At 72.3% G+C, this 23,304-nt stretch carries 27 protein-coding genes; 13 read left to right on the plus strand and 14 right to left on the minus strand.

What is annotated here, in order from left to right; translation table 11 throughout:
* Positions 1 to 108 precede the first annotated feature (108 nt).
* The 4 genes from ACGFIE_RS01645 to ACGFIE_RS01660 form a co-directional block, all read right to left on the minus strand.
* Complete coding sequence (locus tag ACGFIE_RS01645; RefSeq protein ID WP_393289958.1) at positions 109 to 729, minus strand: CGNR zinc finger domain-containing protein; 621 nt, start codon at positions 727 to 729, stop codon at positions 109 to 111.
* A gap of 7 nt (positions 730 to 736) precedes the next feature.
* On the minus strand, positions 737 to 1,585 hold the full coding sequence (locus ACGFIE_RS01650) for an MBL fold metallo-hydrolase (RefSeq protein ID WP_393289961.1): 849 nt from the start codon (positions 1,583 to 1,585) through the stop codon (positions 737 to 739).
* Between the two features lie 73 nt (positions 1,586 to 1,658).
* Complete coding sequence (locus ACGFIE_RS01655; RefSeq protein WP_393289963.1) at positions 1,659 to 2,315, minus strand: TetR/AcrR family transcriptional regulator; 657 nt, start codon at positions 2,313 to 2,315, stop codon at positions 1,659 to 1,661.
* A 110-nt stretch (positions 2,316 to 2,425) separates the two neighbouring features.
* Entirely contained in the window at positions 2,426 to 2,680 is a 255-nt protein-coding gene (locus tag ACGFIE_RS01660) for a hypothetical protein (protein ID WP_393289965.1), read from the minus strand.
* Positions 2,681 to 2,823: 143 nt separating this feature from the next.
* Between ACGFIE_RS01660 and ACGFIE_RS01665 the strand changes: the two genes are divergently transcribed.
* Positions 2,824 to 3,042, plus strand: coding sequence for an AlpA family transcriptional regulator (locus ACGFIE_RS01665; protein ID WP_266248397.1), 219 nt, complete (start codon positions 2,824 to 2,826; stop codon positions 3,040 to 3,042).
* A 28-nt stretch (positions 3,043 to 3,070) separates the two neighbouring features.
* On the opposite strand, the gene ACGFIE_RS01670 is transcribed toward ACGFIE_RS01665, so the two are convergent.
* A complete protein-coding gene (locus ACGFIE_RS01670; RefSeq protein WP_393289968.1) occupies positions 3,071 to 3,469 on the minus strand; it encodes a VOC family protein in 399 nt (132 codons plus the stop codon).
* Positions 3,470 to 3,568: 99 nt separating this feature from the next.
* Here ACGFIE_RS01670 and ACGFIE_RS01675 point away from each other — a divergent pair, with 99 nt between their 5' ends.
* From ACGFIE_RS01675 to ACGFIE_RS01715, 9 genes are all read left to right on the plus strand, one after another.
* Positions 3,569 to 4,546, plus strand: a complete 978-nt coding sequence (locus tag ACGFIE_RS01675; RefSeq protein WP_393289970.1) for a helix-turn-helix transcriptional regulator — start codon at positions 3,569 to 3,571, stop codon at positions 4,544 to 4,546.
* A 179-nt stretch (positions 4,547 to 4,725) separates the two neighbouring features.
* Complete coding sequence (locus ACGFIE_RS01680) at positions 4,726 to 5,886, plus strand: acyl-CoA dehydrogenase family protein (protein ID WP_393289972.1); 1,161 nt, start codon at positions 4,726 to 4,728, stop codon at positions 5,884 to 5,886.
* Entirely contained in the window at positions 5,876 to 7,090 is a 1,215-nt protein-coding gene (locus ACGFIE_RS01685; protein ID WP_393289974.1) for an acetyl-CoA C-acetyltransferase, read from the plus strand. The genes ACGFIE_RS01680 and ACGFIE_RS01685 overlap by 11 nt, the downstream gene beginning before the upstream one ends.
* A gap of 17 nt (positions 7,091 to 7,107) precedes the next feature.
* Entirely contained in the window at positions 7,108 to 9,291 is a 2,184-nt protein-coding gene (locus tag ACGFIE_RS01690) for a 3-hydroxyacyl-CoA dehydrogenase NAD-binding domain-containing protein (protein ID WP_393289975.1), read from the plus strand.
* Entirely contained in the window at positions 9,288 to 10,409 is a 1,122-nt protein-coding gene (locus ACGFIE_RS01695) for a CaiB/BaiF CoA transferase family protein (protein WP_393289977.1), read from the plus strand. Before ACGFIE_RS01690 ends, ACGFIE_RS01695 begins: the two co-directional genes overlap by 4 nt.
* An 87-nt stretch (positions 10,410 to 10,496) precedes the next feature.
* Entirely contained in the window at positions 10,497 to 10,943 is a 447-nt protein-coding gene (locus ACGFIE_RS01700; RefSeq protein WP_393289979.1) for a YbaB/EbfC family nucleoid-associated protein, read from the plus strand.
* 3 nt (positions 10,944 to 10,946) lie between these two features.
* Entirely contained in the window at positions 10,947 to 11,288 is a 342-nt protein-coding gene (locus ACGFIE_RS01705; protein ID WP_393289981.1) for a WXG100 family type VII secretion target, read from the plus strand.
* Positions 11,272 to 12,348: a hypothetical protein gene (locus tag ACGFIE_RS01710; protein ID WP_393289982.1), complete on the plus strand. Its 1,077-nt coding sequence runs from the start codon at positions 11,272 to 11,274 to the stop codon at positions 12,346 to 12,348. Before ACGFIE_RS01705 ends, ACGFIE_RS01710 begins: the two co-directional genes overlap by 17 nt.
* 14 nt (positions 12,349 to 12,362) lie before the next feature.
* Complete coding sequence (locus ACGFIE_RS01715) at positions 12,363 to 12,641, plus strand: hypothetical protein (RefSeq protein ID WP_393289985.1); 279 nt, start codon at positions 12,363 to 12,365, stop codon at positions 12,639 to 12,641.
* Here the strand turns inward: ACGFIE_RS01715 and ACGFIE_RS01720 are convergent, their stop codons facing one another.
* Positions 12,642 to 13,541, minus strand: coding sequence for a cytochrome c oxidase assembly protein (locus ACGFIE_RS01720; RefSeq protein ID WP_393289987.1), 900 nt, complete (start codon positions 13,539 to 13,541; stop codon positions 12,642 to 12,644). It lies immediately after the preceding gene.
* Positions 13,538 to 14,020, minus strand: a complete 483-nt coding sequence (locus ACGFIE_RS01725; RefSeq protein ID WP_393289990.1) for a DUF2243 domain-containing protein — start codon at positions 14,018 to 14,020, stop codon at positions 13,538 to 13,540. The genes ACGFIE_RS01720 and ACGFIE_RS01725 overlap by 4 nt, the downstream gene beginning before the upstream one ends.
* Before the next feature lie 127 nt (positions 14,021 to 14,147).
* On the opposite strand from ACGFIE_RS01725, the gene ACGFIE_RS01730 reads away from it, so the two are divergent.
* From ACGFIE_RS01730 to ACGFIE_RS01740, 3 genes are all read left to right on the plus strand, one after another.
* Positions 14,148 to 15,431 (plus strand): DUF2786 domain-containing protein, encoded by a 1,284-nt coding sequence (locus ACGFIE_RS01730; RefSeq protein ID WP_393289992.1) that lies wholly within the window; start codon positions 14,148 to 14,150, stop codon positions 15,429 to 15,431.
* Positions 15,432 to 15,580: 149 nt separating this feature from the next.
* Positions 15,581 to 15,937 (plus strand): YciI family protein, encoded by a 357-nt coding sequence (locus tag ACGFIE_RS01735; RefSeq protein WP_393291235.1) that lies wholly within the window; start codon positions 15,581 to 15,583, stop codon positions 15,935 to 15,937.
* Positions 15,934 to 17,187 carry an RNA polymerase sigma factor gene (locus tag ACGFIE_RS01740; RefSeq protein WP_393289995.1) on the plus strand — a complete coding sequence of 418 codons (1,254 nt, stop codon included), beginning with the start codon at positions 15,934 to 15,936 and terminating at the stop codon, positions 17,185 to 17,187. The genes ACGFIE_RS01735 and ACGFIE_RS01740 overlap by 4 nt, the downstream gene beginning before the upstream one ends.
* Positions 17,188 to 17,239: 52 nt before the next feature.
* Here the strand turns inward: ACGFIE_RS01740 and ACGFIE_RS01745 are convergent, their stop codons facing one another.
* The 7 genes from ACGFIE_RS01745 to ACGFIE_RS01775 all read right to left on the minus strand — a co-directional run bounded on the left by ACGFIE_RS01745 (position 17,240) and on the right by ACGFIE_RS01775 (position 23,286).
* A complete protein-coding gene (locus tag ACGFIE_RS01745) occupies positions 17,240 to 18,700 on the minus strand; it encodes an alpha/beta hydrolase (RefSeq protein ID WP_393289998.1) in 1,461 nt (486 codons plus the stop codon).
* Between the two features lie 126 nt (positions 18,701 to 18,826).
* The gene (locus ACGFIE_RS01750; RefSeq protein ID WP_393290000.1) at positions 18,827 to 19,096 is read right to left on the minus strand and encodes a hypothetical protein; all 270 of its coding nucleotides are present in this window, start codon (positions 19,094 to 19,096) and stop codon (positions 18,827 to 18,829) included.
* Positions 19,093 to 19,440 carry a helix-turn-helix domain-containing protein gene (locus tag ACGFIE_RS01755; RefSeq protein ID WP_363684849.1) on the minus strand — a complete coding sequence of 116 codons (348 nt, stop codon included), beginning with the start codon at positions 19,438 to 19,440 and terminating at the stop codon, positions 19,093 to 19,095. Before ACGFIE_RS01755 ends, ACGFIE_RS01750 begins: the two co-directional genes overlap by 4 nt.
* Before the next feature lie 158 nt (positions 19,441 to 19,598).
* Positions 19,599 to 19,772 carry a CsbD family protein gene (locus ACGFIE_RS01760; protein WP_036410891.1) on the minus strand — a complete coding sequence of 58 codons (174 nt, stop codon included), beginning with the start codon at positions 19,770 to 19,772 and terminating at the stop codon, positions 19,599 to 19,601.
* 74 nt (positions 19,773 to 19,846) lie between these two features.
* Positions 19,847 to 22,096 (minus strand): heavy metal translocating P-type ATPase, encoded by a 2,250-nt coding sequence (locus ACGFIE_RS01765; protein WP_393290003.1) that lies wholly within the window; start codon positions 22,094 to 22,096, stop codon positions 19,847 to 19,849.
* 12 nt (positions 22,097 to 22,108) lie between these two features.
* Positions 22,109 to 23,062: a hypothetical protein gene (locus tag ACGFIE_RS01770; RefSeq protein ID WP_393290005.1), complete on the minus strand. Its 954-nt coding sequence runs from the start codon at positions 23,060 to 23,062 to the stop codon at positions 22,109 to 22,111.
* A gap of 14 nt (positions 23,063 to 23,076) precedes the next feature.
* The gene (locus ACGFIE_RS01775) at positions 23,077 to 23,286 is read right to left on the minus strand and encodes a heavy-metal-associated domain-containing protein (RefSeq protein WP_007454941.1); all 210 of its coding nucleotides are present in this window, start codon (positions 23,284 to 23,286) and stop codon (positions 23,077 to 23,079) included.
* Between the last annotated feature and the right edge of the window lie 18 nt (positions 23,287 to 23,304).

Consider the following 23,304-nt stretch of genomic DNA (forward strand, 5'->3'; position numbering starts at 1 on the left):
GCACGGACCGGCCAAGCCGCACGGACCGGCCAAGCCGCACGGACCGGCCAGGCCGCACGGACCGGCGGCCGTCGGGCCGCCTGAGCGGCGGCGGACTGCGCGATCTGTTCAGTCCGCCTGCCGTTGGCGCGCTCGGTGGGCCCGCAGGTTGGCCGGAAGGCCGCAGATGCGGACGGAGTGCCAGACTCCGCTGTTGTTGCGGGAGCGGTCGTAGAACGCCACCTGGCACCGGGGGTTGCGGCAGGTCTTGATGCGTCGGCCGACGTCGGTGAGTTGCGCCGCGAACAACTCCGCCAGGACGAGGGAGACAAGCGACTCGGCCCCCGTCCCGGCGGGATCGAGGTGGACCGAGCCGTTCCCGTCGAGCCGCAGCGTGGCGCCTGTCGCACGAGGCGCCGGTGCCGGCTCGGGCGGCCCGGCTTCCGGTGTGGTGTGGAGCCTGGCGTCGATCCCGTACCGCAGCTCGTCGCGGAAGGTCCGCAGCGCCCGCAGGCCCGTCGGGTCGAGCGCCACGTCCGGTGCCGGCCGCCCGGTGGCCGTCGACCACCGGGCGGCGACATCGTCCGCCCACTGCGTGGCGCTGTCGAGATCGTCGAGGAGATCCGGCTGGCGCGGGGCGCCGGCCGGGAGTGTGTTGAGCAGGTCCTGGACGAGCCCGAGGCCGCCCGGTGCGGGGTCGAGGCCGTATCTCGCGGTGGCGGGCCACGGCGGAGGGGACACCGACTGCATCCTCACATCACTTTCCGATCAGGCCGAGCGCCCCGTACCACAGCGGTCCCGGGTTGACCCAGTCCGGATAGAGCTCCATCATCGCGTCGAAGAACCCAAGGGCTGTCGACTCCTCAGCCAACAGCCGCTCCACGTTCAGCAGGTACCTCCGGGTCTCGTCGATGCTCGACGGGTCGTCGGGGCGGTTGCGGTTCTTGTGGCTGGCCACGACCGCCCGGGGCGCGAGGGCCTCGACGCGGTCGAGGGCCTTGAGCCACTCCCGCAGGCCACCGTTGACGGTCTCCAGCAGGTACTGGTGGACCCCGTTGTAGACGACGTCGCCGGCCACCACGAGGCCGATCGACGGCACGTGCAGGACCGTGGTCTGGTCGCCGTCGGTGTGCCCGGTCTCGACCGGCTGGGCGACGTTGCCTTCGAGCAGGATTCCGCCGGGCGGCACCGGAATGGCGTCGACAGGCGACTCCGGGATCAACCCGGGGAAGACCTTGTCGAAGACCTCTTGGCGCCCTACGGTGGCCTGCTGGTGCATGACCTCGATGGTCCCGGGCGTCGCGTAGGTGACGGCGTCGGGGAAGCGCTTGACCAGCTCAGGGGCACCGAACCAGTGGTCGCCGTGCCCGTGGGTGGCGTAGATGGCAGTCAGCCGCTTGCCCGACCGCTCGATCCAGTCGCCCGCCGTCGCGATCTGCTCATAGGTGAACGGCGGGTCCACCAGCAGCGCCTCCTCGGCCCCCGAGATCAGGGTGGTGGCTGTCGGATTGAAGTGGATGGGTGAGCCGTCCGGCATGCGCTGCTCTCCGGCCCGGACCGGGCCATCCAAGACCAAGACCTCGTAGGACAGGGCAGATGTGGGCATTTCTCCTCCTCGGTAACGCGGGCCGCGCGCGCTGGCGCACCTCGACGAAATAAGCGTAAGCCTTATGCTTATTTCAGCCCAGTGTTTGCCGAGTCTCCCGCGTCACGTCCTTCTCCGCGATGACCTGCGGGATGACCTGTTCCACGATCGTCAGCAGCGCGGTAGTGAGCAGCAGATGCACCTGAGGGCGGGTGAGCGCGCCGCGCTGGAGCCACTCCCGCGCGGTCGAGGTGGCCAGGCCGCAGTACGCCCGGACCATCCCGCGTAACTCCGCGTGGTGCTCCGCCTCACCGGCCAGCCCGACGGCGACGAGCATCCGGTCCGCGGCGACCTCCTCGGCCTCGGCGAGCACCCGCTCCACGTCGGCGTCGCCACCCATCCCCCGGGCGGTGACGGCTGCCAACCAGGAGGTGCTGTGCCGGGACACCACGTCGAGGAACCAGGAGACGCTGGCCTCCACCCGGGTCCGCAGATCACCCTTGGGCAGCCGCTCCAGGGCGACCTCCGGGATGGTCACCATGACCCGGACGACCTCCAGGTAGAGGTCCTTCTTCGTGCCGAAGTAGTGGTTGACGAGGCCCCGGGCGACACCCGCCTCCCGGGCGACGTCGGTGGTCGACACCTCGGCGTACGGCCGCTCGCCGAACAGCCGGACCGCACAGGCGAGGATCTGCCCGCGCCGGGCGTCCGGCTCCAACCGGCGGCGACGAGGAGCCGTCTCGACACTCATCTGCCCGACCCTAGCGGCAGCCACCCCCTCGCCCTGATCAAGTGATGGAAAGTAGGTCAGGAGCGGGCATAGAACCTTCTTTTCATCACCTGATCAACGGATGGCCACGATCACTGGCCGCGGCGGCGCCGGACCACGTGCCGACCGAGGTGCCGCAGGTTGGACGTCTCGGAGTAGAGCGCCGCGTTGATCGCGCCGACCGCCACTCCGGGCGCTCGTTGCACCCGGTCCACGTCCCGGACCACCCGGCCGATCAACGTGAGTCGGCAACGGAGATCGAACAACTCCCTGCGTGCGCAGTGCAACGCCGTCTCCAGTCCCCCGACCCGCTCCCGCAGCCACGCCAACTCCGTCGCCTGATCCATCGGGCCTCCTCCCAGCACTCGCGATCGCTGACCAGTCGGCCCGAGCCCGAGCCGGGGCCGACGAGTTCACCATCACCCATTCGGAAGGACTGCGCAAGTAGGTAGACGCGATTTGGCATTCCTGATCGCCCTACCGTCGACTGATGGGTGAGGTCCCGGGTCCACTTGTCGGTCCGCACGAGTTGCAGGAGTTGCTCGGCGGCGTGAGCCGGACCCGGATGCGTCAGCTCATCCGCTATCCGACCTTCCCCGCGCCGTTCCAGCGGCTGCACGGGACCACGGTCTGGCTGCGGGCCGATGTGGAGGCGTGGATCGCCGAGCACCGCCCACCTCGCCCCACCGACGGCGACGAGGCCGAGTAGTTCACGCGCCCTGGCTGCGCCAACGTGGTCAGCGGCCGAACTTCTCGATCGCTTCGGGGGTCACCGGGGTGAAGAAGTTGACCAGGTTGCCGTCGGGGTCGCGGAAGAGCAGGGCTCGGTTACCCCAGGGCATGGTCGTGGGCTCGTTCACGAAGTCCGCCACCACGTTCTTCAGCTTCTCGTAGAGCGCATCCACGTCTGCCACGAGGAACTCGATGATCACGGTGTGGTTGTCGGCCGGGCGGGCCGACCCCGGCGCGAACAGTGGGACCGTGCGGGTACTGCCGATCGCCAGCGTGCCGTGGGCGGTGCGCAACTCGGCGAAGTCCTCGTTGCCCCAGGCCGCCTGCACGCCGGTGATCTTCTCGTAGAAGCCGACCAGCCGGTTGATGTCGCCGGTGATGATGCGGATCGATACGAAATCCATGCCTTCTCCCTGCTCAGTACGGTCGGTACCGGTCTGTCGTAGGCACGCTAGCCGGAATACTGGACAGATCTGGTCCAGTATTCGAGGTAGGTTCGGACCGTGGCACGGCCGACAGCCCAGGTGCTCGCGCTGCTGGGGCTCTTGCAGTCCGGCGGTGTCCGGACGATGGCCGAGCTTGCCGAGCGCCTCGGTGTCGAACCGCGCACGGTGCGGCGCTACGTGAGTCACCTGGTCGACCTCGACGTGCCGGTGGAATCGGTGCGCGGTCGCTACGGCGGGTATCGGCTCGCCGCCGGCTATCGCCTGCCGCCGCTGATGTTCAGCGACGACGAAGCCTTGGCCGTCCTACTCGGCCTGGTTGCCGGCCGCCGTGCCGGGCTGGCAACGGCTACGGGTACGGCGGGTGAGACTGCCGCCGCGAAAATCCGGCGCGTCCTGCCGTCGCGGATCGCGGACCGGCTGGACGCCGTACTCCAGTCTCTCGCCTTCACCACCGAACCCGGCGACTTCCCTGCCCCGCGGACGGACGTACTCCTCACCGTCGCCGAGGCGGTCCGCCAACACCGGCCGATCTCACTCCAGTACACCTCGCGCAACGGCAGGCGTAGCGCCCGCGTGCTGCATCCGTTCGGGCTGGTCAACCACGCGGGCCGGTGGTACGTCACAGGGGTCGATCCGGATATCGGTGAGGATCGGACCCTTCGGCTCGACCGCATCGCGGACGCGAGAACGCTGCCCGGCTCGTTCGAGCCGCCCGCCGGGGACGATCCCGCGGGGCGCCTCCTCACGTCGATGGCACAGGCGCCGTACCAGCATGCGGTGTCGCTGCGGATACAGGGAACACGTGAGCAGATCCGCAGGCAGCTACCGGCCAGCATCGCCGAGGTGCGCGAGGGTGCGGACGAGGGCTGGCAGGACGTGGAGATCCGGGCAGAGAGTCTCGACTGGTTACCCGCTGTGCTCGCCGCCCTCGATCTGCCGTTCGTCATCGAGCGACCGGACGAACTCCGCGATCGTGTCGTCGCACTCGCCGAGCGGCTCGCGGCCTCGGGACGACGCGAGTCGACCCGCAGCTAGTCGCCCGAATTGATCCATCCCGTTCCCGCTTGATCGACTCGGTTTCCTTGAAGCCGGGGTGTCCCAAGGGGTGCGGATGGCCCGACTTCAAGGAACCGGAGTCGATCAATGGTGTCGGCCGCCCGGGAGCTGATCGAGACTTATTGACATGCTGCCAACAGGGCGCGAGGGTGGTGCACATGCCGACCCCCGACGGTCCCCCCTCGCCCTGGCGTGAACCGGAGCACGACGACCTCGCCGACCTGGCCCGCACCTTCTTCACCAAGGAGGTGCTGCCGCACGCCGAGCGCCTGCTGGCGCAGGGTCACCCGGACCGCGAGCACTACCGGCGCGCCGGTGAGCTGGGGTTGCTCGGCCTGTCGGTCCCCGAGGAGTACGGCGGCGGGGGCGGCGGCTTCACCCACGAGGCCGTCCTGCTGCACGAGCAGGCGTACACCGGGGAGAGCAGCCTCGGCCTGGCCGTCCACAGTGGCATCGTCACCGGCTATCTGGTGGCGTACGGCAGCGAGGAGCAGAAGCGACGGTGGCTGCCCGGCCTGTGCAGCGGTGAGCTGGTCGGCGCGATCGCGATGACCGAGCCCGACGGCGGCTCGGACCTCCAGGCGATGCGGACGCGGGCGGTCCGCGACGGCGACGACTACCTGCTCACCGGCGCGAAGACGTTCATCACCAACGGCGGCCTCGCGGACCTGATTCTCGTGGCCGTGAAGACCGACCCCGAGCAGCGGGCGGCAGGCGTCTCGCTGCTGGTGTGCGAGGTGGGCGGCGACCCGGAAGGCTTTCGCCGGGGCCGGCTGCTGTCCAAGATCGGGCTGCACGCCAACGACACAGCCGAGCTGTTCTTCGACGAGTTCCGGGTGCCGGCGGCCAACCTGCTCGGCGGCGCCGAGGGGCTGGGCTTCATCCAGCTCATGCGGCAGCTTCCGCAGGAACGGCTGGTCATCGGCGTGGGCGCGGTGGCCGCCATGGAGCGGGCCGTCGCGCTGACCGTCGCGTACGCCAAGGAGCGCACCGCCTTCGGCAAGACCCTGATGGGGCACCAGAACACCCGGATGGTGCTCGCCGAGTGCGCCACCCGTACCCGGGTCAGCCGGGTCTTCCTGGACGACTGCATCGTCCGGCACACCCGCGGCGACCTGGACGTGGCCACGGCCGCGATGGCGAAGTCGTGGCTCACCGACGGGCAGTGCGAGGTCATCGACAGGTGCCTGCAACTCTTCGGCGGCTACGGCTACACGACCGAGTACCCGATCGCCCGGATGTACGCCGACGCCCGCGTCCAGAAGATCTACGGCGGCACCAACGAGATCATGAAGGAGCTGATCGCCCGTGCCCTCTGAGGCGTACGTCTATGACGCGGTCCGCACCCCGCGCGGACGCGGCCGGGACACCGGCGCGCTGCACGGGGTCAAGCCGATCTCGCTGGTGGTCGGCCTGATCGACGCGCTGCGAGAGCGCAACCCCGGCCTGGACGTGAGCCGGTTGGAGGACCTGCTGCTCGGCATCGTGACCCCGGTCGGCGAGCAGGGCGGTGATCTGGCCCGCGCCGCCGCGCTGCTGGCCGGGCTGCCCGACCAGGTGGGCGGGGTGCAGCTCAACAGGTTCTGCGCCTCCGGGCTGGAGGCGGTCAACTCCGCCGCCGCGCGGATCCGCTCCGGCTGGGAGCACCTGCTGCTCGCCGGCGGGGTGGAGTCGATGTCCCGGGTGCCGATGGGTTCCGACGGCGCGGCCTGGGCCACCGACCCGCAGACCGCGTTGGCCACGTCGTTCGTGCCGCAGGGCGTCAGCGCCGACCTGATCGCCACCCTGGAGGGCTTCACCCGCGACGACGTGGACGGCTACGCGCTGCGCTCTCAGGAGCGGGCCGCCAAGGCACTGGCCGGTGGGCACTTCGCCCGCTCGGTGGTGCCGGTGCGCGACGGCAACGGGCTGGACATCCTCACCGTCGACGAGCACCCCCGCCCGGAGACCACCCGGGAGGCGCTGGGCCGGCTCACCCCGTCCTTCGCCACGATGGGCGAGGCGGCCGGGTTCGACGCGGTCGCGTTGCAGAAATTCCACTGGCTGGAGGCCATCGAGCACGTCCACCACGCCGGCAACTCGTCAGGCATCGTGGACGGCGCGGCGCTGGTGCTCATCGGGTCGGAGCAGGTCGGTCAGGATCTCGGCCTCACCCCGCGCGCCCGGATCGTCGGCGTGGCCGTCACCGGCGCCGACCCGACGCTGATGCTGACCGGCCCGATCCCGGCCACCCACAAGGCGCTCGCCGTCGCCGGGCTGACAGTCGACGACATCGACCTGTTCGAGATCAACGAGGCGTTCGCGGCGGTGGTGCTCAAGTACGTCCGCGACCTGCGGCTCGACCCGGACCGGGTGAACGTCAACGGCGGCGCGATCGCGCTCGGTCACCCGCTGGGCGCCACCGGAGCCATGTTGCTCGGCACGGCGTTGGACGAGTTGGAGCGCCGCGACCTGCGCCGGGCCGTGGTGACCCTCTGCATCGGCGGCGGCATGGGCGTCGCCACCGTTCTCGAGCGCTGCTGACCCGGGGGAAGAGACACATGACCACCACCATCCGGTACGACCGCGGCGACGACGGCATCGTCACCCTCACCCTGGACGATCCCGACCAGTCCGCGAACACCATGAACCGGGCGTACGCGGCGTCGATGAGCGCCGTGCTGGACCGGCTGGAGGCCGAGCGCGATCTCGTCGGCGTCATCGTGACGAGCGCGAAGTCCACGTTCTTCGCCGGTGGTGACCTACCCGAGATGATCCGGGCCACCCGCGCCGACGCGCCCGCCCTGGCGGAGCTGCTGGGCACCATCAAGCGGGACCTGCGCCGCCTGGAGACGCTGGGCAGACCCGTGGTCGCGGCGGTCAACGGCTCCGCGCTCGGCGGCGGCCTGGAGATCGCCCTCGCCTGCCACCACCGGATCGCGCTCGACGCGCCCGGCTCCCGGCTCGGGCTTCCCGAGGTGACGCTGGGCCTGCTGCCCGGCGCCGGTGGCGTCACCCGGACCGTACGGATGCTCGGCCTGGCCGGGGCACTGACCACTGTGCTGCTCACCGGCCGGCAGATGCGCCCGACCGACGCCCTGGCAGCCGGCATCGTGGACGAGGTGGTCGCCACGCCCACCGAGCTGCTGGATCGCGCACGGGCCTGGATCGCGGCGAACCCGCACCCGGCCCAGCCGTGGGACCGGCCGGACTACCGGATGCCCGGCGGCACTCCGGCCAGCCGCTCGCTGGCCGCCCAGTTGCCCGCCTTCCCCGCGACCCTGCGCAAGCAGCTCAAGGGTGCCCGGCTGCCCGCGCCGGAGGCGATCCTGGCCGCCGCCGTCGAGGGCGCACAGGTCGACCTGGACACCGCGTTGACCGTGGAGACCAGGCACCTGATCGGCCTGCTCACCGGGCAGGTCGCCAAGAACATGATCGGCGCGTTCTTCTTCGACCTGAAGGCCGTCAACGGCGGTGCGGCCCGACCTTCCGTGGACGTCCCGCAGGTGCGGAAGGTGGCGGTGCTCGGCGCGGGCATGATGGGCGCGGGCATCGCGTACGCCTGCGCCAGCGCCGGCCTGGACGTGGTGGTGAGGGACGTGTCGCCGGAGGCCGCCGGGCGGGCTCGGGAACACGCCGAGCGGCTGCTCGCCCGCCGGGTCCGTAAGGGCCGGACCACGGAGGCCGACGCCCGCGCGGTGCTGGACCGGATCACCACCACCGACCAGGTGGACGCCCTCGCCGGCTGCGACACGGTCATCGAGGCGGTCTTCGAGGACCCGGCCCTGAAGAAGGCGGTCTTCGCCGAGGTGCTGCCGGTGCTCGCGCCGGGCGCGCTGCTCGCCTCCAACACCTCCACCCTGCCGATCACCGCCCTGGCCGAGGGAGTGGACCGGCCGGCGGACTTCATCGGCATGCACTTCTTCTCGCCTGTGGATCGGATGCCGCTGCTGGAGATCGTGGTCGGCGAGCGGACTGGGAACGCGGCAGTGGCGCGCGCCTTCGACCTGGGCCGACGGATCGGCAAGACCCCGATCGTGGTCAACGACGGCCGGGGCTTCTTCACCAGCCGGGTGATCGGCAGGTTCATCGACGAGGCGGTAGGCATGGTCGCCGAGGGCGTACCGGCCGCGTCTGTGGAGCAGGCCGCGTTGCAGGCCGGCTACCCGACCGGACCCCTCGCGTTGGCCGACGAGGTGAGCCTCACCCTGATCCAGCGGATCCGTCGCCAGTTCGAGGCGGCCAGCGAGGAGTACCTGCCGCTGCCCGCACACCGGCTCGTCGACGAACTTGTCGACGCGTACGACAGGCCGGGGCGTGCGGCCGGGCGCGGCTTCTACTCCTACGACGACGGCACCCGGGGCCGGCTGTGGAGCGGCCTCGCCGACCTGGTCAGCGACACCGGCCGGGCGGTGCCGTTCACCGACCTCCAGGAGCGGATGCTCTTCGCCGAGGCACTCGACGCGCTGCGCTGCCTCGACGAGGGGGTGCTGCACACCGAGACCGACGCCAACATCGGCTCGATCTTCGGCATCGGCTTCCCCGCCTGGACGGGAGGCGTGATCCGCTACGTCCGGCAGTACGCGGGCGGCCCGGCCGGCTTCGCGGCGCGCGCCAGCGAGCTGGCCGAGGCGTACGGCGACCGGTTCACCCCACCAGCCGACCTGGCCGACCGGCTCGCCGCCGAGCCGCCGACCGGCACCGAGCCGGATGCCCGTTCAGCCGAACCGGCAGGCGTCGCGTGACGGCCGCGCGCGGCGGGCCGCTGGCCGGGGTGCGGGTCGTCGAGTTGGCGAGTCTCGCGCCGGCCCCGTTCGGCTGCATGGTGCTCGCCGACCTCGGGGCGGACGTGGTGCGCGTCGACCGGCCCGGTGGACCGGGCGCCGGACGGCTGGCCGCGCCGACCGGTGGACCGTTGCAGCGCAGTCGCCGGGTCACCGCGCTGGACCTCAAGTCCCCGACCGGTGTGGCCGACCTGCTGCGCCTGGTCGAGCGGGCGGACGTGCTCGTCGAGGCGTACCGACCGGGGGTCGCCGAGCGGCTCGGCTTCGGCCCGGACGTCTGCCGGGGCCACAACCCCCGCCTGGTGTACGCGCGGATGACCGGCTGGGGTCAGGACGGCCCGCTGGCCGGTCGGGCCGGCCACGACATCGACTACATCGCGGTCGCCGGCGCGCTGGAGCCCCTGGGCCGACCCGGCGCCCGCCCACACGCGCCGCTGAACCTGCTCGGTGACTTCGCCGGCGGGGGCATGGTGCTGGCCGTGGGGGTGCTGGCAGCCCTGCTGGAACGGGAACGCTCCGGCGTCGGCCAGGTCGTCGACGCGGCGATGGTGGACGGCTCGGCGCTGCTCACCTCGTTCCTGCACGGGCTGCTGGGCACCGGCCTGTGGGCCGCCTCGCGCGGGCGGAACCTGCTCGACGGAGGAGCGCCCTTCTACGACACGTACGCCACCTCCGACGGCGGCTTCATGGCCGTCGGGGCACTGGAACCGGCCTTCTACGCCGTACTGCTTGCGGGTCTCGACCTGGCCGACGAGGCGGACCTGCCCGACCAGTACGACCCGAGCGGCTGGGACGAGCTGCGCAGGCGGTTCACCGAACGGTTCGCCGAGCGGACCCGGGACGAGTGGACGACGGTCTTCGCCGACCTGGACGCCTGCGTCGCCCCCGTGCTCGCCCCGGGGGAGGCGCACCGGCACCCGCACAACGCGGCCCGGGGGACGTTCGTCGAGGTGGACGGCGAGATCCAGCCGGCCCCGGCGCCCCGCTTCGACCGTACGCCCGCGGGCCCGCCCGCCCCCGCGCCCGATCCGGGGCGTGACCTCGCGCCTGTCGACGAGATCCTCGCCTCCTGGGATTGACCCACAGCGGACCAAGGGATACCCGAGCGGGTGTCGCGTTGGTACCGTCGTGCACCGACGGTCGACTGCGTACCTGGGGGGACGAGCATGGCGAGCGGGATTGATCCGTCCGGCCTGAGTGGCTCGCTCGAAGAGGCGATGCGCCTGCTGAGCCAGGCATCGGGCGCCGTCACGGCACAGCCGGGTGAGAGCGACGGGCCCGCGCCGGACGCCGAGCAGACGGTGGGGCGGGGCACCGGTGGGGCCGGCCTGGTCGAGGCGGAGGTCGACGCCTTCGGCGCCCTGCGGACGCTGGTGATCGACCCGAGTCTGTCCCGAGCCGGCACGAGCATGATCGCCGAGTACGTCCTGGAGGCGGTCCAGGCGGCACAGGCCGACGAGCGTGCCCGCCGGGCCGACCTGACGGCCGCCGCCCAGGTCGACAGCACGGCCCTCACCCAGCAGCTCGAACGGGTCTCCGAGGAGGCGTTCCGTGGCTTCCAACAGATGATCGGTGACCTCGACGCGGCCACCCGCCGGATGAATCGTCGCTGAGCCGTGTCCGACGGGATCGAGGTGGACGTCGACGCCCTGCACTCCGCTGCGTCGTCGATCGCGACAACCGGCCAGCAGCTCGGCGAGGCGGTCAGCGGCCTCGAGTCGACTGTGAACGGGGCGGGTAATCCCTGGGGCGCCGACGAGGCGGGCTCCCTCTTCGGGGCCGTGTACGTCGAGGTCCTGACACATGCGCTCGACGTGTACCGGTCGATGGCCGACCAGTTGTTGGAGGCCGCCGAGAACCTCGACCTCAGCGCCGACGCGCACGAGGCGACCGACCTCGCCAACGCGGAACTCTTCACGAGGATGGAGCTGCCCAGTGGGTATGCAGCTTCCTCCTGAGCTCGCCGAGGCGCTGGGATGGGTCGGCTTCACCTGGCCTACCGCCGACGAGGAGTTGCTGTTCGAGGCGTCCCAGATGTGGTTCGCGTTCGCCGGCCGGCTGCGGACGGCGGCCGGGGAGGCGCAGTCGGGCGCGGCGCAGGTCAGCACGACCAACAACGGCGATGACGTCCGGGCGTTCGAGCAGGCGTGGCAGGGCGAGGAGGGTGCGCCGCGCCGCATCGAGGACGGCGCGCAGGCCGCCGAACTGATCGGCATGGCGTTGCTGGTGATGGCCATCATCACCCTTACGCAGAAGATCATCGTGATCGTCCAGTTGACGATCCTGGTGATCCAGGTGGCGATCGCGCTGGCGGCGGCGGCACCCAGCTTCGGCGCCTCGCTCGCGCAGATCCCCGTCTCGATCGGCCTGGCCCGGATGGCGATCCAGCGGGTCATCAAGGAGGTCATCGAGCGGGTCGTCAAGGAGATCATTCCGCAGTTGTTGAAGCGCGCGAAGACGCTGCTGCGCCGTTTCGCCCGCAAGGGGGCGAAGGGCGGCCCGAAGCGGCCCCGCGTGCCCGGCCCGCACACCACGCCGCGCTACCCCAACACGAAGGCGATGCTCGACAAGTACCGCAACGAGCATCTGCCCGGGGGCCACTTCCCGACGGCCGTGCGCCGGCTCAGTCCCGAGGAGCTCGAACAGCACCGGGTCTTCTTCGATGGCGACGGCGTACTGCGCAGCGCGCGCAACGGCGAGCCGTTCGACTCGTCGAGCGCGCAGACCGTGTTCAGCGGAAACGATCAGGCGATCTTCGTGATGGACCGCAACGGCAACCTCTACGCGTCCAACTACCAGCGGGTCGGCGACTTCCACCACTCCACTCTGGGTAACGGGAACCCGGTCGCCGCGGCCGGCGAGCTGGTCGTCAAGGACGGTAGGGTCCAGTACGCCACGGCGCGCAGCGGTCATTACCAGCCCGACCCGAGCCACATGGCCAATCTCGACGCCGAGTTCAAACGCAACGGCGTCAACGGGGTTCCGATTCTGGGCTGGGATGGCGGCCGGATCTTCTAGGGGAGTCGACGAGCATGGGTACGGACAGTTGGAAGGGCCACGTCAACGGGATCCTCTACGGGGTCCAGTTCGACAGGACGCTCGACGATACGGTGGTGACCCGGGTCGCCGACGGGGTGGCCGCCGGGCTCTACCCGGGTGGCCGGGCCGAGACGCGGGAGGCGTTGGACCAGGCGCTGCTCTACTCGGGCCCCCTGAACGACCAGGCCGAGACGCACCACAGCGAGGACGACATCCGCGCGTTCCTCCGGCGGCTCACCGCCGTCCTGGCCGCCCCGCCCGCGCAGAGCTGATCACGAGGTTCGCGTCACGACAGGGCGCTGTCGTGACGCGAGCCCGCTGATCGCGCGAGGTGACCGCCGGCGGTGGTACCAGGTCGCGAAGAGGGCCACCGCCAGCAGCAGCTCTGCCACGTCGCCTCCGTAGTACATGAGCTGGGCGGCCGAGCGGAACGCCGCCGCGTCCGGGTCGGTCAGCCCCGGGGGCAGGGTGCCGGCCCGCGCGTAGAGGTGCTTGGCGAGCACGGCGTGGCCCGCCGACGCCGCGAGCAGCGCGCCGACCCGTACGGCCAGCCCGGGGCGGCGGGGCGCCGGGTCCGGCCCGGCCAGCGACCAGGCGAACAGGTAGCCCGCTGCCAGGTAGTGCAGGTGCACGGCGTGGTGCAGGGCCGGCTGGCGTTCCGCCGCCGCGTACAGCGGGGTGAGCAGCACCAGCGCCAACCCGCCGGTGCTCAGCAGCGCGGCGGTGACCGGGTGGGCGATCAGGTGCAGGCAGCGGGCGCGCAGCAGCCGGCCGACCCGCCGACGCGTCGGTGCTGGCGCGACGTGCAGCAGCAGCGTCACCGGCGCGCCGAGGACCAGCCCCAGCGGGGCCAGCATGCCGAGCAGCAGGTGCTGCGCCATGTGCCAGCGCGGATCGCCCGCGACGTCGGTCACGGGCCCGAGCGCGACCGCCAGCACCGCGCACCCGGCCAGCCAGGCGACGGTACGCCGATGGTCCCAGCCGCGCCTGTCGCGTACGGCGGCCAGCAGGTAGCCGACGGCCAGCACCGCGACCGGGAGCAGCGGCAACCAACCCGGCCCGACAGCCGCGTGGCCCCCGTGTGCCAGGGGCGGCAGCACCGACCAGCCCGATCCGTCCGCCGGGGGCCCGCCGGGTGGCACCGCCGGTGGGCCCGGAGCGACTGCCGTCACCGGGAGCCGTCACCCGGCCAGCGGGACCGCGTCCACCAGATGAGCGCCGCGCCGGCCAGCAGCAGGACCGCGCCGGCCACGTTCCAGACCACGTCGTACGGCACCAGGTGGACGCCGTAGCGGATCTGGTGCACCCGGAGCACCTTGTGGTCGACCAGCCCGTCGAAGAGCTGGAACCCTCCCGCGCCGAGCAGGACGCCACCCCAGGCCAGCCGGGGCGACAGGGCCAGCCGTCGGCGCACATCGGCGAACCAGAAGAACCCGCCGACCAGGGCGATCACCTCGGCGGCGTGCAGCAGCCCGTCCGAGAGCAGCGCCACCGACGGCGTGGACCGGTCGTAGAAGTGGTGCCAGGCCAGCAACTGGTGGAAGACGATCTCGTCCACGGCGGCCATGATCGCGACACCGATCAGGACGCCCGCGAGGATGGAGGAACGGGCGTCGACGGTACGTGCACTGGGCAGGCTGGAACCGACCATCACACACCTCGCATTCGCCCGAATCACTGCCGCACTACCCCGGACTCAACGATCCATGCCCGCCGAAGCCACTGCCGGTGAGGCACCGCCACGGTCCCCGTTTCGCGACTTCCGCACGACCACCGGCATGATCATGGAGCCTGAGAGGGCAACCATCGAGGAGGTGCCTGTGCCGGACGCGGACGAACTCGTCGCCGACGCGCTCGCGGCGGTGCGCGGCACCGACGTACGACGGGCCGAACGGCAGTTGGACCGGCTGATGGTCGGCACCGGCGCGGCGGACGCCGCCACGGCTGTGGACGCGGCCCTGCGGCGTCGGCTGGTCCGTGCTCTCGGGCAGCTCTGGCCGCGCGGCTGGCAGCCCGTCGACGTACACCGGATCACCGGGCGGCGGCTCGATGCCAGGGCCGCCCGGCTGGTCCGGGACGCGCTGGCCGCCCAGAGACGCGAGCAGGCCGGGCCGGTCCCCGACTGGTGGGACGACCAGCTACGCGGGCTGACCGCCGAGGGCCGGGACGACGGCCGCGACCTGCTTGCCGCCTGGGCCGCCGCGGAGGGGTTGGACCGGGTCGACGCGCTGCGCGCGGCGGTCGACGTACTCGCGCTTGTGGAGAGCCTGCCGCCGATCGCGGTGCTCCGCCCACCGCCCGGCTCGACAGGTGCGGCCGTCCCCCGCGTGGCCGGTACGGGCCGCAGCGGGTCGCCGATGCTGGACCGGGTCCGTGCGCTGCTCGCGAAGGCCGAGTCGACCACCTTCCCGGCCGAGGCGGAGGCGTTGACCGGCAAGGCGCAGGAGTTGATCGCCCGGCACAGCATCGACGAGGCGCTGCTGGCCGCCGGGGCGGAGCGCGGCGACCTGCCGGGCGGGGTGCGGCTGGGCACCGAGACCCCGTACGCGGGTGCGAAGGCGCTGCTGGTGCAGGAGGTGGCGGCGGCAAACCGGTGCGAGGCGGTCTGGTCCGACGATCTCGGCTTCACCACGGTGCTGGGGTGGCCGGCGGACCTCGTGGCGGTGGAGCTGCTCTACACCTCGCTGCTGGTGCAGGCCACCGCCGCGATGCTGCGCGGGCGCACCGAGCGCCGCCCTGGGTCGGGCCGGCGGACGAAGGTGTGGGACGAGTCCTTCCTCAACGCGTTCGCGCTGCGGATCGGTGAACGACTGCGCGCGGCCACCGAGGCAGCGGACCAGGCGGCCGTCGAGACGGCGGGGTCCGAGCGGCTGCTGCCGGTGCTCGCCGCACGCGGCGAGGCGGTCCAGGAGCGGCTGGGCACCCTCTTCCCGGGCGTCACCAGGCACCGGCTGAGCGTCCGCGACGCCGAGGGCTGGTCGTCAGGCACCTCGGCGGCCGACCGGGCCGCGCTGGACGTCGGCGGCGGCAGGCGGCCTCGACAGGTGCCCGGCCGACAGTGATCCGCCCGGCGTGGGCACCACCGCCGGCAAATATTTTCTGCGATTTTCTTCGGTACCGGTAGGGAACGGGGTGTCGGCTCCGACCCTCCGGTGAGCCGCGCCCCGACCGGGGAGCGACAAGCAGAGCGAGGAGCATCGCCGTGAAGTACATGCTGCTGATCTGGAACCGGCCCGGCTTCACCGAGGAGCTGACCGAGGAGGACCGCAACGCCCTGTTCGGCGAGGTCGACGACATCATGAAGGAGCTGACCGAGACCGGCGAGCTGGTCGACGGCCAGGCGCTGGCCGACCCGGCGCAGACGCAGACGGTCCGGCGCGTCGGCGGCGACACCGAGATCGTCGACGGGCCGTTCGTGGAGAGCAAGGAGCAGTTCGCCGGCTACCTGACCGTCGACTGCGACAGCCCGCAGCGGGCCGCCGAGATCGCCGCCCGCTGGCCGGACGTGCGCTACGGCGGCGCGATGGAGGTCCGGCCGATCATGGAGCAGGCCGGGACGGAGATGTGACCGACGACCGGACGGTCGAGGACCTGCTGCGCACGCTCGCGCCGCAGGTCCTCGGCCTGCTGGTCCGCCGGCACGGCCAGTTCGACAGGTGCGAGGACGCGGTCCAGGAGGCGTTGCTCGCGGCCGCGACGCAGTGGCCCGGCCAGGGCGTACCGGACAACCCGCGCGCCTGGTTGCTCACCGTGGCGACCCGCCGGCTCACCGACGAGTGGCGCAGCGAGAGCGCCCGCCGGGACCGCGAGGTGGCGGTGGCGCTGCGCGAGCCGGCGTACACCCAGGTCGCCCCGGCGGCCGACGCCCCGCCTGCGGTGGCGGACGCCGACGACACCCTCACGCTGCTCTTCCTCTGCTGCCACCCGGCGCTCGCGCCCTCGGCGCAGGTGGCGCTCACCCTGCGGGCGGTCGGCGGGCTCAGCACCGCCCAGATCGCCCGGGCGCACCTGCTGCCCGAGGCGACGATGAGCCAGCGGATCCGGCGGGCCAAGCAGCGGATCGAGGCCGCCGGAGCCCGGTTCTCGATGCCCGGGCCGGGTGAGCGCGGCGAGCGGCTGCGCACCGTGCTCCGGGTGCTCTACCTGATCTTCAACGAGGGGTACACCGCGTCCAGCGGGCCGGACCTGCGACGGGCCGAGCTGACCGGCGAGGCGATCCGGCTGGCCCGCGTCCTGCACGGGCTGCTGCCCGACGACGGTGAGGTGACCGGGCTGCTGGCGCTGATGCTGCTGACCGACGCGCACCGGGCGGCCCGGGTCGGCGAGGACGGCGAGCTGGTGCCGCTGACCGAGCAGGACCGCACCCGGTGGGACGCCGAGGCCATCGCGGAGGGAGTCGCCCTGGTCACCGAGGCGCTGACCTGGTCGCCGCCCGGCCCGTACCAGCTCCAGGCGGCGATCGCGGCGGTGCACGCCGAGGCGCCGACGGCGGCGGCGACGGACTGGCCGCAGATCGTGGCGCTCTACCGGCTGCTGGCGCGGATCGCCCCGAATCCGATGGTCACGCTCAACCAGGCGGTCGCGGTGGCCATGGTGGACGGGCCACGGGCCGGGCTCGCCCTGCTCACCGCCCTGGACTCCGACGGCCGCACGGCCGGGCACCACCGGCTCGCGGCGGTCCGGGCGCACCTGCTGGAGCTGGCCGGGGAGCCCGGTGCCGCGCGGGAGGCGTACCTGGCGGCGGCACGCGGCACCACGAGCCTGCCGGAGCAGCGCTATCTCCAGGCGCGGGCCGCCCGGTTGGCCGCGCCCCGGTAGGTCCGCCGCCGGACGCCGGGCAGATCTGACCACCCGACGACCGGCGGCTCGGTCACACGTCGGTGTCGACGGCCGGGCAGCGGGTGCCTCGGGGCGGCACCACCCGGTCGATCAGGTAGGCGTCGACGGCCCGCCCCACGCACGGGCTCGTGGTGTAGCTGCCGTGCCCCCAACCTTCGTAGGTCAGCAGCACGCCGTGCCGGCCCAACTGCCGCGCCACGTTTGTCGCCCAGTTGTACCCGCTCGCCGGGTCGTGCACGGTGGCGGCGATCAGCAGCGGCACGTCGGTGCGCACGCGCAGGCGGTGCTGCGGGTTGGCAACCGGCGTCGGCGTGCCCAGGCAGGTCGCGAGAGCGAACACCGCCGTCGGGTATCGCAGGTCCGGCGCGAGCCGGGCCATCCGGCGCAGGTGTCCGGCGTACTCGCGGTAGTCGCGGACGGGCAGGCTCCAGTCCTGGCAGAAGACCGCGAAGGGGTACGGCGCCACGGCGTCGCCCGTCGCCGGGACGACGGCCCGCACGGCGCTGGGGGCGTCCATGCTGCCCAGCCACTCGGCGAGTCCCGGCCACCGCCAGGTGTCGTAGAACTCCTTGTGGGTGAGCCGGGTCAGCTCGAACGGGGTCAGCACGACACCGGGCCGTTTCGGGTCGGCCAGATCGCCGCGCTCGGCCCGTGCACGCAGCCGCTCCCAGAGCGCCCGGAAATCCTGACCGTGCAGGACGCACGCCGTGGATCTGTCACACCAGGCGACGAACTCGTCGAACGCGTCCTCCGAGGTGACGGCCTGGGTGTCGAGGAACGCCCGGGTGCCGAGGCTGTGGTCCATGGCGGCCTCCAGCACCATGGCCCGGACCTTCTGCGGGAACAGCTCGGCGTACCGCTCACCGAGCAGGGTGCCGTACGAGCTGCCGTGGAAGGTCAACTGCCGCTCGCCGAGCGCGGCCCGGATCGCGTCGAGGTCACGGGCGGCGCTTGTGGTGTCCACATGGTCGTAGAGCGGGCCGGTACGCGCCCGGCAGTCGGCCCGCAACAGCACATTGCCGGCCAGCGTCGCGTCGAACTGGGCCTGGTCGGCGATCAACTGCGGTTGCCGGGCGAGCAGGTCCCGGGAGCAGACCACCGGGTTGCTGCCGCCGGTGCCGCGCGGGTCGAAGCTGACGATGTCGAACCGGGCCCGCAGGTTGGCGCTGAACCGGGAGCTGCCGTTCACCACCCGGTCGACCCCGCTGTCGCCTGGCCCGCCGGGACCGAACACCAGCGCACCCTCCCGGGTGGCCGGATCGGCGACGCGGCGGGCCAGCGCCAGGTCGAAGCGTTCGCCCCGAGGTCGGTTCCAGTCCACCGGCAGCGACAGGGTGCCGCACTCGGCGCTGGCGTCGGCGGCGCAGGGCCGCCAGTCGATCGTCGGGGCGGGCTGTGGTCGGGCGGCGGCCGGGCTCGCCGGGGTCAGGCCGGCGGCCGTGAGGGCCAGGGCGACCGCCCAGCCGACTGCGGATTTGCGTACGCGCAGCATGAGGTGCTGTCCTCTCCTCGAAGGAGCGTTACCGGTGAGACTCGCCCACTGGGCGAGGTGATGCTGCTTCCCTCCCGGGCCGTCGAGTGGCCGCTCGACGGCCCGGGGCCTCCGTCTGCGGCGCGGTCAGTCGACCTCGCGCAGGACGTGTTCGAGGGTCGTCATCCGGGTCTCCATCCCGCCCAGCCGGCCGTCCATTGCCGCGAGCAGGCGGGCGTTCTCCGCCTGGGACTGGACGGCCCTCTCGGCGAGCCGGCGGTAGTCGTCCGCGCGGGCCGCCTCGTACCGGGCCCGCCGGGTCTTGGCGAACTGCACGACGCTTACCGTGACCACGCTGATCAGAAAACCGAAGATGCCGATCGCGCCGACCACCTCGGTCCAGTCGTGGTCGCTCATCGGTCCGCTCCGGACTGCTCGGCCGAGTCGGGCACGGTGAGCGTCTGGACCGCCGCCGCGATGACCTCGGGGGTGAGTGTGAGCACGAACGGCTCCACCTCGTAGTAGTTCATGGCCTTCCCGTCCTCCGACAACTCCAGGCGAGCGGTGACCAGCCCGGCCGCCGCCAGCTTCCGTAGGTGGACCTGCAACAGCGCCCGGCTGATGCCCAGTTGCCGGGCCAGCCCGCTGACATAGGCACGCTCACGGGCCAGCGCGGCGACGACCCGCAGCCGGTGCGGGTTGGCCAGGGTGGCCAGCATCCGGACCAGGTCGTCGCCGGTCGGCGGTGAGGCGGCACTCATAACCAGCCCTTGCACATGCCAACAGAAGTTAGCAGGTAACGGCACGTGGCGGTGCGCTCGGAAGCGGAATCAGGGGGATCTCAGGGTTGGCGGCCCCGGACAGACAGCAACGCCGGGCCGGTGAAACTCACCGGCCCGGCGTTCTGCTACGTCGTACGTCAGCTCTTGAAGGCGTCCTTGATCTTCTCGCCGGCCTGCTTGAGCTTGGCCGTGGACTGGTCAGCGCGACCCTCGGCCTCGAGCTGCTCGTTGTCGGTGGCCCGACCGGCGCCTTCCTTCAGCTTGCCGGTCGCGTCCTCGGTGGCGTTGTTGATCTTGTCGTCGAATCCCATTGCCAACCTCCATTGCAAGCGTCGCTACGACAGCAGAGGTACCCCCACCGCCACCGGCCCAACCATCGCCGTCGTCACAATCCGCGATCGGCTGCCGAGCGGAACCGGCGCAGCCGCAGGCTGTTGGCCACCACGAAGACCGAGGACAGCGCCATCGTGGCGCCGGCGATCATCGGGTTGAGCAGCCCGGCGGCGGCCAGCGGCAGGGCTGCCACGTTGTAACCGAAGGCCCAGAACAGGTTGCCCCGGATGATCCCGAGCGTGCGCCGGGACAGCCGGATGGCGTCCACCGCCGCATCCAGGTCGCCCCGGACGAGGGTGAGGTCGGACGCCTCGATCGCCACGTCGGTGCCGGTGCCCATGGCCAACCCCAGGTCGGCCTGGGCAAGCGCCGGCGCGTCGTTCACCCCGTCCCCCACCATCGCCACCGACCGCCCCTCGGCCTGGAGCCGCTTGATCACGTCGACCTTCCCGGCGGGCAGCACCTCGGCGATCACCTCGTCGATGCCCACCTCGGCGGCGACCGCCCGGGCCACGGTGGGATTGTCCCCGGTCAGCAGGACCGGGGTGAGCCCCAGCGCACGCAGCCGAGCCACGGCTGTCCGGCTGGTGGGCCGGACCACGTCGGCGACCGCGAGCACACCCCGCGCCAGTCCGTCCCAGCCGGCGACGATCGCCGTACGCCCAGCGGCCTCGGCGTCCCGCACGGCCCGGTCAACCTCCGGCGGTACGTCGACACCGCGCTCGCGCAGCAGCCGGGGCCGGCCGACCAGTACGGCCCGCCCGTCGACGGTGCCGGTGACGCCCGACCCTTCGAGGTTGGCGAAGCCCGTCACCGGGGGCAGCGCTCCGACCTCGGCGGCACCCGTGGCGACGGCCCGGGCGATCGGGTGCTCGGAGGCGGCCTCCACGGCCCCGGCGAGCCGAAGCAACTCGGCGCGGACCTCACCGCTCGCCGGCACGACGTCCACCAACGTCATCCGGCCAGTCGTCACGGTGCCGGTCTTGTCCAGTACGACGGTGTCGACGCGGCGGGTCGACTCCAGCGCCTCCGGCCCCTTGATCAGCACGCCGAGCTGGGCGCCGCGGCCCGTGCCGACCAACAGCGCGGTAGGCGTGGCCAGCCCGAGGGCACACGGGCAGGCGATGATCAGCACGGCCACGGCGGCGGTGAACGCGGCGGTCGGACCGGCGCCGGTGCCGAGCCACCAGCCGAGGGTGCCCACCGCCAGGGTGATGACGATAGGCACGAAGACACCGGAGATCCGGTCGGCCAGCCGCTGCACGGCGGCCTTGCCGCTCTGCGCCTGCTCGACGAGGTCGGCCATCCGGGCGAGTTGCGTGTCGCCGCCGACCCGGGTGGCGGTGACGACCAATCGGCCCCCCGCGTTGATCGTGGCACCGACCACGCCGTCGCCCGGCCCGACCTCGACCGGCACCGACTCACCGGTCAGCATGCTGGCGTCGACGGCTGATGTGCCCTCGTCGACGACCCCGTCGGTGGCGATCTTCTCGCCGGGGCGGACCACGAACCGGTCACCGACGGCGAGCCGGTCCACCGGGATCCGCGTCTCCACCCCGTCGCGCAGCACCGCCACGTCCCGGGCGCCCAGTTCGAGAAGGGCGCGCAGGGCCGCCCCGGCGGTCCGCTTGGACCGGGCCTCGAAGTAGCGGCCGGCCAGGATGAACACCGTCACCCCGGCGGCCGCTTCCAGGTAGATGGTGCCGGCGCCGTCGGTGCGCGTGATGTCGAAGCGGAACGGGTGCGTCATCCCGGGCATCCCCGCGTCGCCCAGGAAGAGCGCCCAGAGCGACCAGCCGAACGCGGCCAGGGTGCCCAGCGAGACCAGCGTGTCCATGGTCGCGGCGCCGTGCCGCAGGTTGGTCCAGGCGGCCCGGTGGAACGGCAGCCCGCCCCAGACCACCACCGGAGCCGCGAGGGTCAGCGACAGCCACTGCCAGTAGTCGAACTGCCAGGGCGGCACCATGGCCAGCACGACCACCGGCACGCTGAGCGCCACCGACACCCACAGCCGGGTACGCGGACCCCGCAGCGGGTCGGCCGGCTGCTCGGTCGTCGGCGGGGCCGGCAGGGCCGCCGTGTAGCCCGTCTTCTGCACCGTGTCGATCAGGTCGTCCGGGGTGACACCGTCGGCGTACCGGACCGTGGCCTTCTCGGTGGCGTAGTTGACTGTGGCGCTCACCCCGTCCATCCGGTTCAGCTTCTTCTCGATCCGGGCGGCGCAGGCGGCGCACGTCATTCCCCCGATGGCCAGCTCGATCCGGTTCGGCGCCTCGGGCAGGGGTCTGCTGGTGGTGGTCATCGTCTGGTCCCGTCAGTTGTGCCCGTGGCCGGGGGTGCCGTGCTCGGCGCCGCCGGTCGAGGACGGTCCACCCGGGGTGGGGCCGCCGGTCGCGGCGGCGTCGGCAACGACTGTGAACTCGGCGGTGTGCACCCGCCCGCCGTGCCGGAAGTCGAGGTAGAGCCGGTAGCTTCCGGCCGACGGCACCTCGGCGAGGAAGGTGACCTGCGGACCGGGTCGGGTACGCCCGTCGCCGGGCGTTCCGTCCGGGTGGACGTGCAGGTACGCCAGATCGCCCCGGCGCAACGCCACCAGGTGCCCGTACGCCCCCAGGTAGGGCTCCAGGTCGGTGACCGGCCGCCCGTCCCGGCTGACGGTAAGGGTGAGAGGCGACGTGCGGCCGGGCTGCGGCGTGCCGGCCAGGGTGACCGTGTACCCGTCGACGGTGGTGCTGCTCGCCGGGGCGGGCAGCGGCCGTTCGGTCAACTCACCGGGGACCGTCACGTCCACCCCGAGGATCAGGGGCTCGCCCCCGGTCGGGGTGAAGTCGGCGAACGCCCGCCACTGCCCGGGACCGGCCAGCGGGGTGTCGACCCGCCAGGTGCCGTCGGGAGCCAGGTCGGGGTGCACGTGGCGGAAACCGGACAGGTCCCGGCGGGCGACGATCAGGTGCATCCGCCTGTCGTGCGCCACGTCGTACCTGGTCACCGGACGGCCGTCCGGCCCACCGACGCGGAAGGCGAACTCGCCTGCCGGGGCGGCCACCGGAACGAGTGTGTAACCGCGGTCGGAGACGAGCAAGCCACCGGGAACCCGATCGGTCACCTCGTCGTGCGTGGTGGGGCCCGAGGTGTGGACGGCGCCGCCGTCGTGCCCGCTCTGGGCGGCCGGGGCGGCCGGGTCGACCACCCGGCCGATCCCGTACGCCGCGCCGAAGACCGCCGCGAGACCGAGGGCGAACCCGCCCAGCCTGGTCACCGTGTTCACCTCGGGCCTCCCGCTCACGCCTCGACGAGGTCGTAACCGGCCTCGTCGACAGCGGCCCGGACGGACTCGGTGGCCACGGGCTGCTCACTGGTGACGGTGACCCGGCCGGTGGCGAGATCCACCTGCACGTCGCGCACGCCGGCAATGGCGCCCACCTCGGCGCTGACGGCGCTGACGCAGTGCCCGCAGGTCATGCCCCGCACCTGGTACGTCGTGTCGACCATCGAATCTCTCCCTTCATC

This window comes from Micromonospora sp. NPDC049275, from assembly GCF_043197115.1.
In the GTDB taxonomy this organism is placed as follows: Bacteria; Actinomycetota; Actinomycetes; order Mycobacteriales; family Micromonosporaceae; genus Micromonospora.

Coding starts and splice junctions, on each gene's coding strand:
- ACGFIE_RS01715 (WP_393289985.1), top strand. CDS start 12,363: ATGGGTACGGACAGTTGGAAGGGCCACGTCAACGGGATCCTCTACGGG.
- ACGFIE_RS01690 (WP_393289975.1), top strand. CDS start 7,108: ATGACCACCACCATCCGGTACGACCGCGGCGACGACGGCATCGTCACC.
- ACGFIE_RS01775 (WP_007454941.1), bottom strand. CDS start 23,286: ATGGTCGACACGACGTACCAGGTGCGGGGCATGACCTGCGGGCACTGC.
- ACGFIE_RS01735 (WP_393291235.1), top strand. CDS start 15,581: ATGCTGCTGATCTGGAACCGGCCCGGCTTCACCGAGGAGCTGACCGAG.
- ACGFIE_RS01710 (WP_393289982.1), top strand. CDS start 11,272: ATGCAGCTTCCTCCTGAGCTCGCCGAGGCGCTGGGATGGGTCGGCTTC.
- ACGFIE_RS01725 (WP_393289990.1), bottom strand. CDS start 14,020: ATGGTCGGTTCCAGCCTGCCCAGTGCACGTACCGTCGACGCCCGTTCC.
- ACGFIE_RS01750 (WP_393290000.1), bottom strand. CDS start 19,096: ATGAGCGACCACGACTGGACCGAGGTGGTCGGCGCGATCGGCATCTTC.
- ACGFIE_RS01650 (WP_393289961.1), bottom strand. CDS start 1,585: ATGCCCACATCTGCCCTGTCCTACGAGGTCTTGGTCTTGGATGGCCCG.
- ACGFIE_RS01700 (WP_393289979.1), top strand. CDS start 10,497: ATGGCGAGCGGGATTGATCCGTCCGGCCTGAGTGGCTCGCTCGAAGAG.
- ACGFIE_RS01755 (WP_363684849.1), bottom strand. CDS start 19,440: ATGAGTGCCGCCTCACCGCCGACCGGCGACGACCTGGTCCGGATGCTG.
- ACGFIE_RS01670 (WP_393289968.1), bottom strand. CDS start 3,469: ATGGATTTCGTATCGATCCGCATCATCACCGGCGACATCAACCGGCTG.
- ACGFIE_RS01760 (WP_036410891.1), bottom strand. CDS start 19,772: ATGGGATTCGACGACAAGATCAACAACGCCACCGAGGACGCGACCGGC.
- ACGFIE_RS01645 (WP_393289958.1), bottom strand. CDS start 729: ATGCAGTCGGTGTCCCCTCCGCCGTGGCCCGCCACCGCGAGATACGGC.
- ACGFIE_RS01730 (WP_393289992.1), top strand. CDS start 14,148: ATGATCATGGAGCCTGAGAGGGCAACCATCGAGGAGGTGCCTGTGCCG.
- ACGFIE_RS01665 (WP_266248397.1), top strand. CDS start 2,824: ATGGGTGAGGTCCCGGGTCCACTTGTCGGTCCGCACGAGTTGCAGGAG.
- ACGFIE_RS01680 (WP_393289972.1), top strand. CDS start 4,726: ATGCCGACCCCCGACGGTCCCCCCTCGCCCTGGCGTGAACCGGAGCAC.
- ACGFIE_RS01660 (WP_393289965.1), bottom strand. CDS start 2,680: ATGGATCAGGCGACGGAGTTGGCGTGGCTGCGGGAGCGGGTCGGGGGA.
- ACGFIE_RS01655 (WP_393289963.1), bottom strand. CDS start 2,315: ATGAGTGTCGAGACGGCTCCTCGTCGCCGCCGGTTGGAGCCGGACGCC.
- ACGFIE_RS01765 (WP_393290003.1), bottom strand. CDS start 22,096: ATGACCACCACCAGCAGACCCCTGCCCGAGGCGCCGAACCGGATCGAG.
- ACGFIE_RS01745 (WP_393289998.1), bottom strand. CDS start 18,700: ATGCTGCGCGTACGCAAATCCGCAGTCGGCTGGGCGGTCGCCCTGGCC.